Raw genomic sequence first — 14,279 nt, 5'->3', positions numbered from 1 at the left:
TGGTCTGTAGGCGTGCCCGGCGCCGGCGGACTCAGCCGAAGTACCAGCCGGGCGGAACCCAAGAGGCGGGCACCGCGTGCGCGGAGAAGTCGTCGCAACCCGAGCAGAAGTACGTGACCTCGCCGAGTTTGTTGATGGAGCCGTCCCGGTGATGGGTCGCAGGGACAAAAGTCTCAAGGTAGATGAACTCGTCGGTCCCGCAGCGCTCGCAATACGGGCTGCCGACATATTCGGCCTCAACCAGTGTGGTGGGATGCGGGTCCAGGCGTCCGCGGCTGGGGTGTTTGGCGGCGGCGCCGCGGTGCACTGCCTGGGAAAACGTGCCCACGGGCTTGAGGCTGTGGGCTGTCGATGCGGAGGGGGAGTGTGGGCGGTTAATGGCTGGCGTCACTGTCGGCCTATCCCGAACGCCTCCCATGGCCGCCGCACGGCAGACACAAAGGACAACGTTCGTCATTTCGAATCGTTGTCATAGGCCTCTGCTTGACCTGCAACACACTCAGGATATGCCACGAATCCGAGTGGATCAATGGTATGCGTAAGTACGCAATCCGAGTAGGTACATAAGCGTGTACGCAGGCCGTGAAAACAGTGATTTCCGCTGCGGCGCCGGTGGCGGCTCAGGCGGGGCGCTTCAGCGTCCGGCCCGCGATCGTCTGGGTCAGCGCCTCGATCACCTCGGTGTTGGCCAGGGGGTTGCGGATCAGGGTGAAATCGACGTCGCCCACCGGCGGCAGGTCGAAGCGCCGCGTGATGATCTTCAGGTCCTCCGGCACCAGCGAAGCCGGCATGACCGCCACGCCGATGCCGGCCCGGACGGCCGCCAGCACGCCGCTGATCTGCCGGGTGGTGCAGGTGATGCGCCAGGTCCGTCCGGCGGCTTCGAGGGCATCGATGGCAAGCTTCCGGCTCAGGCTGGGGGAGGGATAGGCAATGAGCGGCACCGGCTCGGCCGGGTCCAGCGAGGTCTGTTCCAGGCCCACCCAGGCGAAGGAGTCCTGCTGCACCACGGTGCCATCCTTGGCCCCGGCCACCCATTTGACGAAGACGAGGTCCAGCTGGCCGGCGTTGAGCCTCTTGTAGAGCTGGTCGCTTTGGCCCACGGTCAGTTCCAGGTTGATCTGCGGGTAGACCTGCCGGAACTCCCGCAGGATTCTCGGCAGGCCGGTGATTGCGAGGTCGTCCGCCGTGCCGAAGCGCAGCCGGCCGCGCATGGCCGATCCGGAGAAGTAGCGGGAGGCGGCGTCGTGGGCGGACAGGATGCTGCGGGCGAAGCCGGCCATGGCGTCCCCGTTGTCGGTCAGGCGCACGTCCCTGGTGTCCCGTGCCACCAGGACGCGCTTCGCGGCGGTCTCGAGCTTGCGCACGTGCTGGCTGACCGTCGGCTGGGCCAGGCCCAGCCGTTCGGCCGCCTTGGTGAAGCTCAAGGTTTCGGCCACGGCAAGGAAAGACCGCAGCTGGGCCGGTTCGAACATGCGGGCTCCTGACCTGCGGCGAACTCGCGCCACATTGCGTTCCGTAATGCTAGTTATGCGGTGAATAATCTTCCACAATCCGCTGCGGCCAGCTTAGCGTTAAGGCATCCCAGCTCACCCGCTCCTTTGAGGACTTTCCGTGGCACCCCCTCCGCCTTTAGAGGCCAACATAACCGCACTGCCCGACACCACCACCGCGCCCCTCGCCGTCGTCAACGCGCCGCTGCCCTGGCGCCACACCTTCATCTCGCTGAAAGTCCGCAATTTCCGCATCTTCGCGATCGGGCACTTTATCGCCGTCATCGCCCTGTGGATGCAACGGATTGCCCAGGACTGGCTGGTGCTCCAGCTCTCCGGCTCCGTCACCGCCGTCGGAATCACGGTGGCGCTGCAGTTCCTGCCCTCGCTGTTCCTGGGCCCGTGGGCCGGCATGATGGCAGACCGCTTCGCGAAGCGCAGGATCCTGATGCTCTGCCAGTCGGTGGCCGCGGTGCTGGCGGCCATCCTCGCGGTGCTGGCGCTGAGCCAGCGGATCGAGGTCTGGCACGTCTACGTGATCGCGCTCGCACTGGGCCTGGTCACCGTGCTGGACCAGCCCGCTCGGCAGGTCTTCGTCAATGAGCTCGTGGGGCCGGCCTACCTCCGGAACGCCATCAGCGTGAATTCCACGACATTCCAGCTTGGCGGCCTGATCGGGCCGGCGCTCGCCGGGCTGCTGCTCACGGCGGTGGGCGCCGGGTGGGCGTTCGCCGCGAACGCCGTCGCCTGCTGCTTCACGGTCGCGATGCTGCTCACCCTGCGGAAGGACCAGCTGCACCTCAGCGCCCCGGTGCCAAAGCGCAGGGGGATGCTCCGCGAAGGGCTGAACTACGCCCTGAGCAAGCCCACCATCTACTGGCCCTGGCTGATGGCCGGCTTTGTCGCAGTCTTCGCGATGAGCCTGCCGGTGCTGCTTGCAGCCTTCGCGGACCACGTGTACGACGTCGGCGCCGGCGGCTACGGACTGCTGAACGCGCTCGTGGCCCTCGGTGCGCTGGCCGGGGCGATCACCTCGGCCCGCCGGCGTGAACTACGGCTGCGCTCGGTGATGCTCGGTGCCGGAATGTACGGGCTGATGCTCTGCCTGGCCTCGCTGGCGCCGTCCATGGTGTGGTTCGGGGCGGCGATGGTGCTGGCCGGGTTCTGGTGCCTGATGTTCCTGACCGCGGCGAACCAGCTGGTCCAGATCAGCTCCAACATGGCCATCCGCGGACGCGTCATGAGCCTTTACATCATGGTGCTGATCGGCGGGCAGGCGATTGGCGGGCCGATGATCGGCTGGCTGGCCGAACACGTGGATCCGCACACGGCCATCCTCGTCTCCGGCGGGGTGCCGGCGGTCGCCGCGGCGACGGTCGCCGTCGTGCTGGCACGCCGGGACCAGCTGATGCTCAAGGTGGACCTGAAAGACCGGCGCAAGCTCCTGAGGATTGTCCGGACAGCGTAGCTTTCCGCGCCGTTTTCGGACAGCCGCTGCGTGGATCCACGCAGCGGCTGTCCGTTTCCACAGCGGAAACCGGGTGCTAGTCCGCGACGGGCAGGTGCGGGTACTCCGGACCCCGCTGCTGGAATTGCAGCACATCCGGGTTGAGGACCACGCCGTCGCGGATTTCGATCGCGCGGCGGATGGTCTCGTTCTCGGTCCAGGCCGCGGGCCCGGTGATCACGGTTTCCAGGAACGGCAGCAGCGCCTCGCTGATTTCCCAGCTGGCAGAGTTCCACAGGTAGGACGGGCTGTGGTCCACCGCGTAGTAATCGATATGGTCCCCGACCTTGAACATCGGCTCGGTGAACGTGGTGGTTTTCGCCCAGCTGAAGCCCATGCCCTCGTCGCAGGACACATCCACGATCAGGCTGCCGGGCCGGAACTTGTCGAGGTCCTCGGTGCGCAGGTACGTCAGCGGCGCGTTCGGGTCCTGCAGGGTGCAGTTGACCACGATGTCGCTCTCGGCGAGGAACGGTGCCAGCGGCACGCGGCCGCGTTCGGTGATGACCTCGCTGAGGAACGGCGCCTTGTGGTCGTGGTCGAACTGCGCGATGCGGACGGAATGGATAGGGGAACCCACCGCCGCGACGCCGCGGTTGGTCAGCACCTGGACGTCATGGATGCCGTGGGCGTTGAGGGCCGTCACCGCACCGCGGGCCGTGGCTCCGAAGCCGATGACGACGGCGCTCAGGCGGCGGCCATAGTCGCCCGTGGAACCGGTCAGCGCCAGGGCGTGCAGCACGGAGCAGTAGCCGGCCAGCTCGTTGTTCTTGTGGAACACGTGGAGACCGAAGCCGCCGTCGCTGGCCCAGTGGTTCATCGCCTCGAAGGCGATGAGCGTGAGCTTCTTGTCGATCGCCAGCTGGGTGATGGCCCGGTCCTGGACGCAGTGCGGCCAGCCCCAGAGGACCTGCCCGTCGCGCAGTTCGGCGAGGTCTTCGGGCTGCGGCTTGGGCAGGAGGACGACGTCGGCCTCGGCCAGCAGTTCCGCACGGGGGGCGATGCGCCCCACGAGCGGCGCCAGGTGGGCGTCCGAGACGCCGAAACGCTCGCCGTAGCCTTCCTCCAGGATGAGCTGCTGCCGGAGTTCCGGGGCGATGCGGTCCAAGTGGAGGGGGTGGATCGGGAGGCGCCGTTCGTCCGGCTTCCGCGTGGTGGCCAGGACTCCGAGGGTGAGGTGGCTCATGGTGCCGCTCACTTCTTTTTGGCACCTGCCGGCTTGGAGCTGGTGGCCTTGTCCAGGGAGCTGGGCGGGGCTGCGGCGTCCCGCTTCTCGGCGCGCTTTTCCTTGATGGATTTAGCGGATTTCTTGGATGCTGCTTGACGGGGGGACTTGTCAGCCATGATCGCTCCTGTAGCGGAACCGAAGAGGTTCCTGACTTCGAACGATACAGGTAGCGACCTAACGGCCCCCGGGCCGCCTGCTGGAGAGAGTCCTGCAGGGGGAATGGAGCGGCTGACGGGAATCGAACCCGCGTATCAAGCTTGGGAAGCTAGCGCTCTACCATTGAGCTACAGCCGCAGTGGGACTGGCCAGAATGCTGGACCTGGTCCCGGGGAACAACGAGATTTACCTTACCCCAGCCGGGCGGCATCTCAGAACACCCGTGCCGGTTCTGGCCGCTCCAATCGTTCCCGCAGCCATCCGAGGCATGCTGCCCCTTCCGCCTGCTGGAAAGCGCGCAAGGTAGGAAGTCCCGGCGGGGACGGCCTGCGGGCGTTGTCGAGGAAATAGCCGGCCAGTGCCGCGAGCACCGAATCCACCTGCTCAGGCGCGGCGGACGTGAACACGAGGTGCTCCCGGAGGGCTGCCTCCGTGTCGCACGCCGGGTCGTTGACCCGCGCATCGACGAGGAGGGTGAGGGCGTCGAACCACGACGCTCCGTGTGCCGCCCAGGGCCAGTCCACAATGACGGCCCGCCCGCCGCCGTCGATCAGGACGTTGTCGGCCCGAAGGTCAACGTGCGCGAGCCGATCCCCGCCCACGTTGTCTGCCGCGGCGGCGGACAGCGACTCCAGCAGGGCGTGGTGCCCTGCCGCCCACGGGTCCAGTCCGGGGTGCGGGTCGTTGCGCAGCCTCGCCCAGCCCTCGAAAATACCCCGTACCTCGTCTGTCAGCGAGGGCAGGATCTCAAGTGCCTCCGGTTGCAGGGGGCGTGCGGAGATTGCGTCCACGGCATCAAGGACAGCGTGAAGGTCGGGGCCTGACAGTTGCGGGTGACGTCCGTCAACGTCGCTGAACACCAGGGCGACCCATTCGCCGTCGTCGTGGGTGCCGACAAGTTGCGGGATGGGAAGCCCGGCAGGGAGCAGGTTCATGATCCGGGCCTCCCTGCGATGCAGCTGCGGCGACTCGGAGTTCAATGAGCCGGTAACCGCCTTCACGAAAAAGCGGGTTCCTTTGGCTGTAACCACCCGGTCCGCACTGCCGGGGGAGTAGCCCCCGGGCTGGGTGTGGGCGGCGATGACGGGACTGCCCACCATGTCCTCGACGGCGGAGCGGACGGAATCGGGAAGGTCAGCCCACCCGATGCGCGGACGGCGTTCCGGCGTGGCCGGACTGGAGGCAGCGGCGCGGGGTTCGGCCCCGCCGGCGTCGTCGTCCGTGTCGGTGGTCTGCTTCGGCGGAGGGTCGCTCATGGAGTAACAGTAGCGGCGAGCCTGCGGGGACGTTGGGAAGCCCGCGGTCCTGCGCTGCCGGCACAGCCCCGACCGGCGCAGTCCGGAACGGTTGGCGGAGCGTCACGGCCATCGCGGCGCGCAGACCTCTATAGCCTAGATCCATGACTGTTCTCCCGATCAATGGCCGGCGGTGGTAATGGACCCCGCGCCGGCGCTGGACGCCCAGCCGGACCCCGGACCGGACGCTTCGCCCGCAGGCGGATCCGCCGTTCCCCGGCAAACCCCGCGGCACCAGCAGCTGATCGTCACGATCTACGGCCTGTACGGGCGTGCCAACGGCGGCGCGCTGCCCGTCTCGGTGCTGATTTCCATGCTCGATGATCTCGGCGTCGAGTCTTCCGGCGTGCGCTCGTCCGTGTCCCGGCTCAAGCGCCGCGGCGTGCTGGAAAGCGTCAGGGAGGGCGGGGTGGCCGCCTACCGGCTGGCCCCCAACCTGGAGGATGTCTTCCAGGAAGGCGACCGCCGCATCTTTTCGCCCCGGCGTGCGACGGCGGCCGACCGCTGGCTCCTCATCGCCTTCTCCGTCCCGGAGTCCCAGCGCCACCTCCGCCACCAGCTGCGCAGCATGCTGACCCGGATGGGCTTCGGTTCCGTGACGCCGGGGCTCTGGATTGCCCCGGGCAACACCTTCGAGGACATCAGCCACCAGCTCGAGCGGGCCGGGCTGACCGAATATGTGGAATTCTTCAAGGCCGAGCACCTGACCGCCGGGGACGTCAAGGACAAAGTCTCCCGCTGGTGGGACCTGCCGGCCCTTGAATCGCTCTACGCGGAGTTCATCGAACGATTCGCACCTGTGCTGGAACGCTGGGAACCGGCGGGGGCGCCGGCACCCGGGCCCGACGCCGACCGGGCGGCCTTCGCTGACTACGTCCAGCTGCTCACCCAGTGGCGCCGGCTGCCGTACCTGGATCCGGGCCTCCCGGAGGAGTTCCTGCCGCCGGGCTGGCGCGGGCTGACCGCGGAGCGGATCTTCGCGGAGCTGCACCGCCTCCTGAACGGCCCGGCCCGCCAGCACGCCGAGCGGCTGCTGGGGGCCACGGGCAGTTCCGGGACTGCGTAGCGTTAACCTGCCCGCTTAGCCCTGGCCCGACACGACGGCGACGGCCTGGATCTCGATCAGCGCCTCGGCCTGCCAGAGCCGCGTGACGCCGACGCCGGCCATCGCGGGATAGTCGGTGCCCGCCATCTCCCGCCAGATGCGCCCGATTTCGCGGCCGTTCTTCTGGTAGTCCTCGACGTCGGTCAGGTAAATGGTGACGTTGACCAGGTCCGAGGGCATGCCCCCGGCCTCAGCCAGCGTGGTGAGGACGTTGGAGAAACACTGGCGGAACTGCTCCACGATGCCGCCGGGAACGATGTCGCCGTTGCTGTCCATGGCCGTCTGGCCGCCCAGGTAAACGGTGTTTCCGGCCAGGACGCCGTGGGCGAAACCGGAGGGCTTGGCCAGGGCTGCGGGGTTGATGACCTTGTGGTTCATGGTGGCTCCTCATTGAGTCGGCGGTGCTGGTGAAAGTCCGGGGGGTGGTAACTGCGAACGGACGGATCCGGCACATCTGCCGGTCTATCCAAACCGGTGAATTCGTGTTAACTTGAGCATATGTGACGACCGTAAAAATGTCGACATACCCCGTCGGGGGATGGCACAGTTAGCACGTCACGGGAATCGGCAAAGGGGCCGGTTCCGCCGTCGAACCGGAAGTGAAGAATCATGCGCCTTGCGACCGTCATTACGGCAGCCCGCGACGCCAGCGGTGGCCCGGCTACCCGCGCCGCTGTGCAGTCGGGGGACCGTTTTGTGCTTCTTGCCGCACGGGACCTCAGCGAACTGCTGGAGACTGCCGGCTGGCGGGAGCAGGCGGCTGCCGCCGCCGCGGGGGCGGCCGGCGGAGTTCGGCACGAGTCCATCCCCGTCGACGCCGCCCGGTTCGCCACCGTGCTGCCGCGCCCGTCCAAGGTCATCTGCTGCGGACTGAACTACGCCGACCACATAGCTGAAATGGGCCGGGAGCTGCCTGAATTCCCCACCCTGTTCGCCAAGTATGCGGACACCCTGATCGGCGACGGCGAGGTCATCGACGCCGCCGGCCACGGCGCCAAGGTTGACTGGGAAGCGGAACTGGCGGTCGTCGTCGGCGCCCCGCTCAAGAATGCCTCGCCGGAAGAGGCCGCCGCCGCGATCGCCGGCTACACCGTGGCGAACGACATTTCCCTGCGCGACTGGCAGAGTCGCACCCTGCAGTGGTTTCAGGGCAAGGCCTTCGACCGCACCACCCCGCTGGGTCCCGTGCTGGTGACCCCGGACGAATGCGACCCTGAAGCCGGCGTCCGGGTCCGTTGCCTGGTCAACGGCGAAGAGGTCCAGAACGGCAACACCAAAACGCTGGTCTTCACCGCGGCCGCCCTGCTGTCCTACATCTCCACCTTCACGCAGCTGCGCCCCGGCGACGTCGTCCTTACCGGCACCCCCGGGGGTGTCGGCATGGGCGCCACGCCGCCGCGCTACCTGCGCGACGGCGACGTCGTCACCACCGAGGTCGAGGGCATCGGGACGCTCACCAACACCGTCCGGCTCTAAGCACCAACCCACCCTGCAGACCCGCCAAAAGAGAGGTACCACCATGACAGAACAGATCACAGACCAGGTTGTCCCCGTCGTTACCCGCAAGGGTGCCGAGCACCGCGACACTGGCCAGTCCGGTGGCGCCGTCCGGATCTCCGGCGTCAGCACACAGCACACCCCTGCTACAAAGATTTGGTACGGCCAGGTCAGCAACGAACCCGGCTACCGCTCCTTCCCGCACCACCACGGCGAAGCCGAGACCGGCGGCTACGTGCTGCGCGGCCACGGCCGGATCTACTTCGGCGAGGACTACAAGGAGTTCATTGACATGACCGAGGGCGACTGGGTCTTCGTTCCGCCGTACATGCCGCACGTGGAGGCCAACATGAGCATCACCGAGGAACTCGTCTGGCTCACGGCGCGCACGCCGGAGAACATCGTGGTGAACCTCGACGACGTCGACGACTCCACGCTCGAAGGATACCGCCGGGTATGAATCCGACGTCGGAGATCCTCCTGTCCGCCCTCGAGTTGACGCCGGTCGAGCCGGACTTCCTCGACGAGGCCTACACCGCCACGACGCAGTACGTGCCGTGGCCCAAGGCCTACGGCGGGGACATGGTGGCGCAGGCCGCGGCCGCGGCGATGCGTTCGGTGGGGGATGACCGCTCGCTGCACTCGATGCACAGCTACTTCATGCGGCCGGCGGACATCGGTGCCGAGGTCCGGTACGAGGTGGAGCGGCTCCGCGACGGGCGGGGCTACTCCACCCGGCAGGTCCGCGCCTACCAGGGCGGCAAGACCGTCTACGTGGCCATGGCCTCCTTCCACGCGGAGGAACCCGGTGAGGAATTCGCCCGGGCAATGCCGGCCGGGATCCCGGATCCGGAGTCGCTGCCGTCCTCCGCCGACGTGCTCGACGGCGTCGACGGCGACGCCGCGGCCTACTGGTCCGGCGGACGCAGCTTCGACATGCGCCATGTGCCCGGCGCCGTCTACCTCAGCGTCGAGGGGGAGCAGGTGCCGCACCAGGCGGTCTGGGTGAAGGCCTTCGACCGGCTCCCGGACGACCCGGACCTGCAGCGGGCCGCCCTGGCCTACGTCTGCGACTACACCATCCTGGAACCGGTGCTCCGGGTGCACGGCTACGCCTGGGGCGACCCGGGCCTGGTCACGGCCAGCTTGGACCACGCCATGTGGTTCCACCGCGAAGGCCGGGTGGACGACTGGCTGCTCTACGTCCAGGAAGCCGTTTCGGCGCAGGCCAGCCGCGGCCTGGCGCAGGGGCACTTCTACGACCGGCAGGGCAGGCTCCTCGCCACGGTGGTCCAGGAAGGCATGATCCGGAAGTCGGCTGCTCCGTAAGTGCCCTTTTGGCCCGTCACAACGGCCGTTTCGGAGCACCCGATGATCGCTCCCCCTCCTATCAACGACGATACGAAAGGCTTGCCATGGATCTGACGCCCTCGGCGCACCAGGACACCTTTGCGCGCGACCACCTGCCCCCGGCAGAGCAGTGGCCCGCGCTCGAGTTCACGCTCCCGGAACTGCAGTACCCGCAGCAGCTCAACGCCGCCACCGTGCTGATTGACGACGCCGTCCGCAGCTTCGGCGCCGACCGCCCCGCCCTGCTCACCCCGGACGGCGGGTCCTGGAGCTACGGGGAGCTGCAGCGCCACGCCAACCAGGTGGCCCAGGTCCTCGTTGAGGACTTCGGGATCGTCCCCGGGAACCGCGTTATGCTGCGCTCGCCGAACAACCCGTGGCTGGTCGCCGCCTGGCTCGGCGTGCTCAAGGCCGGCGCCGTCGTCGTCACCATCATGCCGGCGCTGCGCGCTAACGAGATCCGGACCCTGCTGGAACTGACCCGGCCGGCCGCCGCCCTGTGCGACAGCCGGTTCCTGGACGATCTGGCCGAGGCCGCCGGAAACGACGTGCCGGTGCTGGCCATGGGGGGCAGCACCGGCGCGGACCTCCTGGCACGCTGTGCCGCCAAGAGCGGCGAGTTCACCGACGTCCCGACGGCGGCTGACGACGTCGCGCTGCTTGGCCCGACGTCCGGCACCACCGGGACGCCGAAGATCACCATGCATTTCCACCGGGATATCCTCGCCAACGCGGACACCTTCGCCCGGCACATCCTGGCGCCGACGCCTGAGGACGTCTTCGCCGGGTCCCCGCCGCTGGCCTTCACCTTCGGACTCGGCGGACTGGTGGTCTTCCCGCTGCGCTTTGGCTCCGCGGCGCTCCTGACCGAACGCGCCACCCCGCTCGAACTGGCGCAGGCCGTGCACGCCGCGAAGGCCACCATCCTGTTCACCGCGCCGACGGCCTACAAGGCCATCCTCAAGGAAGGCGCCGAGGGCCTTCTGGCCACGCTCCGCACCGCCGTCTCCGCCGGCGAGCACCTGCCCGCCGAAACCTGGCGCGCCGTCCATGAACGCACCGGCCTGAAGCTGGTCAACGGGATCGGCGCCACCGAAATGCTGCACGTCTTCATCTCCGCGGCAGGGGACGACATCCGTACCGGCGCCACCGGCACCGCCGTCCCCGGCTACCGGGCCGCCATCCTTGACGACGACGGCCGGGAACTTGGCCCGGACGCCGTCGGACGCCTCGCCGTGATCGGCCCCACCGGCTGCCGCTACCTCAACGACTCCCGCCAGGCGGACTACGTCGTCAACGGCTGGAACGTCACCGGCGACACCTTCAGCCGGGACAGCGACGGCTACTTCTACTACCAGGCCCGCTCCGACAACATGATCGTGTCCTCCGGCTACAACATCGGCGCCCCCGAGGTCGAAGCCGCGATCGACCAGCACCCGGACGTGATGGAAAACGCCGTCGTCGGCCGGCCCGACCCGGACCGCGGCAGCGTCGTCTGCGCCTTCATCGTGCTGCGCGAGGGCGTCGATGCCGACGACGCGAAACGCAAGGAAATCCAGGACTTCGTGAAGCAGGCCATCGCCCCGTACAAGTACCCGCGCCAGGTGCATTTCGTTGACGGCCTGCCCCGCAACCCCAGCGGCAAACTCCAGCATTTCCGGCTGCGCGAGCAGCTGGCCGCTGACACCGCCACCCCCGAACACCAGAACGCTTGAGAGGCACCACATGAAAATCGCAATCATCGGCGGCGGTCCGGGCGGACTCTACTTCGCCGCCCTCATGAAGCAGCTGGACCCGAACCACGAGGTCACCGTCTGGGAACGCAACGCCGCGTCCGACACCTTCGGCTTCGGCGTCGTCTTCAGCGACGAAACCCTCGGCGGCATCGGCAACGCGGACACCGTGATCGCCGAGTACATGTCCGAGCGTTTCGCCCGCTGGACCGACATCGATATCCACTTCAAGGACGCGCAGCACACGGTCGGCGGGCAGGGCTTCGCCGCCATGAGCCGCAAGGAGCTGCTCGAGCTGCTGCAGCGCCGCTGCGCCGAACTCGGCGTCGACCTGCGCTTCAGCACCCTGGCGCCGGACGTCGGGGAACTCAGCCGGGACTACGACCTGGTCCTCGCCGCGGACGGCCTGAACTCCGCCGTCCGCTCCCGCTACGCCGACGTGTTCCGGCCCAGCCTGGACGTCCGCAGGTCCAAGTACATGTGGCTCGGCACCGACCTCGTCTTTGAGGCGTTCAAGTTCTTCGTCAAGGACACCGAGCACGGCGTCATGCAGATCCACGGCTACCCCTACTCGGACGAGGGCAGCACCTTCATCGTCGAAATGCACGAGGACGTCTGGCGCAGCGCCGGTTTCGACGCCACCGAGCACCAGGCGTTCCTGCCCGGCGAAAGCGACGAGGCGGCCGTGGCCGCCATCCGAACCATCTTCGCCGAGGAGCTTGAGGGCCACGAGGTCCTGGTCAACAACTCCAAGTGGATCAACTTCACCACCGTCCGCAACGAGTCCTGGCGGCACGGCAACATCGTGCTCCTCGGCGACGCCGCCCACACCGCGCACTTCTCCATCGGCTCCGGCACCAAGCTGGCCATGGAGGACTCCCTCGCCCTGGCCGCCTGCCTGCACGAGCACTCCGAGCTCGAAACAGCCCTGGAAGCCTACGAAACGGAACGCCGGCCGGTGGTCGAGTCCACCCAGCGCGCCGCGCAGGCCTCGCTCGAATGGTTCGAGAACATCGGCATGTACAAGGACCAGAACCCGGTGCAGTTCTGCTTCAACCTGCTCACCCGCAGCCGCCGGATCACCTACGACAACCTCAAGCTGCGCGACCCCGAGTTCGCGGCCCGGGTGGACGAGGAATTCGCCCGCACCCAGGGCATCGCCGGCAGCGCCCCCGCCATGTTCCAGCCATACCGGATCGGCGGGCTGGAACTGAAGAACCGGATCGTCGTCTCACCGATGGACATGTACTCCGCCACCGACGGCGTCCCGGGCAACTTCCACCTCGTCCACCTCGGCAGCAAGGCCCTCGGCGGCGCCGGCCTGGTCATGACCGAGATGGTCTGCGTGTCCGAGACCGGCCGCATCACGCCGGGCTGCAGCGGCCTCTACACCGACGCCCAGCAGGAGAGCTGGCGGGAGATCGTCGACTTCGTGCACAGCCGTTCGACGGCGGCCATCGGCGTCCAGCTGGGACACTCCGGCCGCAAAGGCTCCACCAAACTCATGTGGGAAGGCATCGACGAGCCGCTGCCCGAGGGCGGCTGGGAACCGGTGGGCCCCTCGGCCATACCGTACGGCCCCGGCAGCCCGGCACCCCGCGAAATCAGCCGGGCTGAAATGGAGCAGGTCCGCGACGAGTTTGTCGCCGCCACCGTCCGTGCGGCCGCCGCCGGATTCGACCTGCTGGAGCTGCACTGCGCGCACGGCTACCTGCTCTCCTCGTTCCTCTCGCCGCTGGCCAACCTGCGCACCGACGAATACGGCGGATCGCTGGAGAACCGGCTCCGCTACCCGCTGGAAGTCTTCGACGCCGTCCGCGCCGCGTGGCCCGCGGACAAGCCGTTGACCGTGCGGCTTTCGGCCACCGACTGGGCTCCCGGCGGCAACGACGAACACGACGCCGTCGCGATTGCCCGGGCCTTCGTCGAACACGGCGCCGACGGCGTGGACGTCTCCTCCGGCCAGGTGGTCAAGGAGGAGAAGCCCGCCTACGGCCGCAGCTACCAGACCCCGTTCGCGGACCGCATCCGGCAGGAAGTGGCCCACAAGGCAGGCGTGGCGGTGATCGCCGTCGGGGCGGTGTCCTCCTACGACGACGTCAACTCGATCCTGCTGGCCGGGCGGGCGGACCTGTGCGCCCTCGGCCGCACCCACCTGTTTGATCCGCAGTGGACCCTGCATGCGGCGATCGAGCAGGACTACCGCGGGCCGGGCGCCGACTGGCCGCAGCAGTTCCGTGCCGGCAGCCGCAAGCCGCCGGCGGCCCGCACCGACGCGGTCCGGCCCCGGCTCGCGCTCGTGCGGGAGCCGGAGATCGCCGAACTGCCCACCCACCTGCGCTGGACGCCGGCGAAGGTGCCGGCGTCGGTCTAGGGTCGGTACGGAATCGCCGCCCGGCGCGACTGCTGCAAGGCACCGCAAGGGCGCGGTGCCGGGCAGCGGCCGGGCGGGCTAGTCCTGGCTTTGCGCCGCGCGGGCGGTGACTTTGGCCGCCAGGTCCGCCGGCCACGGGCTGGCGGCCGCGGCGCCCTGGGCGACATGCGCCGTGACGAAGGATCCGTGCGCGGCGAGGACCCGGGGTTCGCCCCGGAACTCCTCGCCCCACACCTCAAAGCTGAACGTCAAGGACGTGCGGCCGATTTTCTCCACTACTACGGTGGTGGTGACCCGCTGGCCGAAGTACAACTTTGCCCGGTAGTTGAGCTCGTGGCGAACCCGCGGTGCCGACGGAAAGTACCCCGGCAGATCCATGTCCCGGAACAACTTGGCCTCGCAGGCCTCGACAAAGCGGAGCACCGCCGAATTGTGCTGGTGCCCCGCGGCATCCGTATCCACCCATTCAATGGTCCGTTCCAGGGTTGCCGTCGCGGCAATGCAGGGGAGGGACTGGGTGGGGTTCATGGATGCCGCCTGA

General features: G+C 68.2%; 14 protein-coding genes and 1 tRNA gene. 7 read left to right on the top strand and 8 right to left on the bottom strand.

Annotated elements, in window-relative coordinates; translation table 11 throughout:
- Positions 1-31 precede the first annotated feature (31 nt).
- Positions 32-328: a hypothetical protein gene (locus LDO13_RS17000; protein ID WP_224047849.1), complete on the bottom strand. Its 297-nt coding sequence runs from the start codon at positions 326-328 to the stop codon at positions 32-34.
- A gap of 292 nt (positions 329-620) precedes the next feature.
- Positions 621-1,475, bottom strand: a complete 855-nt coding sequence (locus LDO13_RS16995) for a LysR substrate-binding domain-containing protein (protein ID WP_224047848.1) — start codon at positions 1,473-1,475, stop codon at positions 621-623.
- A 139-nt stretch (positions 1,476-1,614) separates the two neighbouring features.
- Between LDO13_RS16995 and LDO13_RS16990 the strand changes: the two genes are divergently transcribed.
- On the top strand, positions 1,615-2,961 hold the full coding sequence (locus LDO13_RS16990; RefSeq protein ID WP_224047847.1) for an MFS transporter: 1,347 nt from the start codon (positions 1,615-1,617) through the stop codon (positions 2,959-2,961).
- Between the two features lie 76 nt (positions 2,962-3,037).
- On the opposite strand, the gene LDO13_RS16985 is transcribed toward LDO13_RS16990, so the two are convergent.
- The 4 genes from LDO13_RS16985 to LDO13_RS16970 all read right to left on the bottom strand — a co-directional run bounded on the left by LDO13_RS16985 (position 3,038) and on the right by LDO13_RS16970 (position 5,640).
- Complete coding sequence (locus tag LDO13_RS16985) at positions 3,038-4,186, bottom strand: N(5)-(carboxyethyl)ornithine synthase (RefSeq protein ID WP_224047846.1); 1,149 nt, start codon at positions 4,184-4,186, stop codon at positions 3,038-3,040.
- Positions 4,187-4,194: 8 nt separating this feature from the next.
- The gene (locus LDO13_RS16980) at positions 4,195-4,344 is read right to left on the bottom strand and encodes a hypothetical protein (protein ID WP_224047845.1); all 150 of its coding nucleotides are present in this window, start codon (positions 4,342-4,344) and stop codon (positions 4,195-4,197) included.
- A 104-nt stretch (positions 4,345-4,448) separates the two neighbouring features.
- Positions 4,449-4,522: transfer RNA gene (locus LDO13_RS16975), tRNA-Gly, on the bottom strand.
- A gap of 74 nt (positions 4,523-4,596) precedes the next feature.
- Positions 4,597-5,640 carry a phosphotransferase gene (locus LDO13_RS16970; RefSeq protein WP_224047844.1) on the bottom strand — a complete coding sequence of 348 codons (1,044 nt, stop codon included), beginning with the start codon at positions 5,638-5,640 and terminating at the stop codon, positions 4,597-4,599.
- A gap of 178 nt (positions 5,641-5,818) precedes the next feature.
- Between LDO13_RS16970 and LDO13_RS16965 the strand changes: the two genes are divergently transcribed.
- Entirely contained in the window at positions 5,819-6,745 is a 927-nt protein-coding gene (locus LDO13_RS16965; protein WP_224047843.1) for a PaaX family transcriptional regulator C-terminal domain-containing protein, read from the top strand.
- Between the two features lie 15 nt (positions 6,746-6,760).
- Here the strand turns inward: LDO13_RS16965 and LDO13_RS16960 are convergent, their stop codons facing one another.
- Positions 6,761-7,162, bottom strand: coding sequence for a RidA family protein (locus LDO13_RS16960; protein WP_224047842.1), 402 nt, complete (start codon positions 7,160-7,162; stop codon positions 6,761-6,763).
- 231 nt (positions 7,163-7,393) lie between these two features.
- Here LDO13_RS16960 and LDO13_RS16955 point away from each other — a divergent pair, with 231 nt between their 5' ends.
- The 5 genes from LDO13_RS16955 to LDO13_RS16935 all read left to right on the top strand — a co-directional run bounded on the left by LDO13_RS16955 (position 7,394) and on the right by LDO13_RS16935 (position 13,738).
- A complete protein-coding gene (locus LDO13_RS16955) occupies positions 7,394-8,260 on the top strand; it encodes a fumarylacetoacetate hydrolase family protein (RefSeq protein ID WP_224047841.1) in 867 nt (288 codons plus the stop codon).
- A 43-nt stretch (positions 8,261-8,303) separates the two neighbouring features.
- Positions 8,304-8,741 carry a cupin domain-containing protein gene (locus LDO13_RS16950; RefSeq protein WP_224047840.1) on the top strand — a complete coding sequence of 146 codons (438 nt, stop codon included), beginning with the start codon at positions 8,304-8,306 and terminating at the stop codon, positions 8,739-8,741.
- Positions 8,738-9,610, top strand: coding sequence for an acyl-CoA thioesterase II (locus LDO13_RS16945; protein WP_224047839.1), 873 nt, complete (start codon positions 8,738-8,740; stop codon positions 9,608-9,610). The genes LDO13_RS16950 and LDO13_RS16945 overlap by 4 nt, the downstream gene beginning before the upstream one ends.
- 86 nt (positions 9,611-9,696) lie before the next feature.
- Positions 9,697-11,346, top strand: a complete 1,650-nt coding sequence (locus tag LDO13_RS16940; protein ID WP_224047838.1) for an AMP-binding protein — start codon at positions 9,697-9,699, stop codon at positions 11,344-11,346.
- Between the two features lie 10 nt (positions 11,347-11,356).
- Positions 11,357-13,738 (top strand): bifunctional salicylyl-CoA 5-hydroxylase/oxidoreductase, encoded by a 2,382-nt coding sequence (locus LDO13_RS16935; protein ID WP_224047837.1) that lies wholly within the window; start codon positions 11,357-11,359, stop codon positions 13,736-13,738.
- A 78-nt stretch (positions 13,739-13,816) separates the two neighbouring features.
- Here LDO13_RS16935 and LDO13_RS16930 read toward each other — a convergent pair whose 3' ends face one another.
- A complete protein-coding gene (locus LDO13_RS16930) occupies positions 13,817-14,266 on the bottom strand; it encodes a thioesterase family protein (protein WP_224047836.1) in 450 nt (149 codons plus the stop codon).
- Positions 14,267-14,279: the final 13 nt, after the last annotated feature.

The organism is Arthrobacter sp. NicSoilB4, from assembly GCF_019977335.1.
GTDB lineage: Bacteria > Actinomycetota > Actinomycetes > Actinomycetales > Micrococcaceae > Arthrobacter.
Note: the sequence above shows the minus strand (reverse complement) of the source record. Positions and strands in the feature narration are given on the sequence as shown.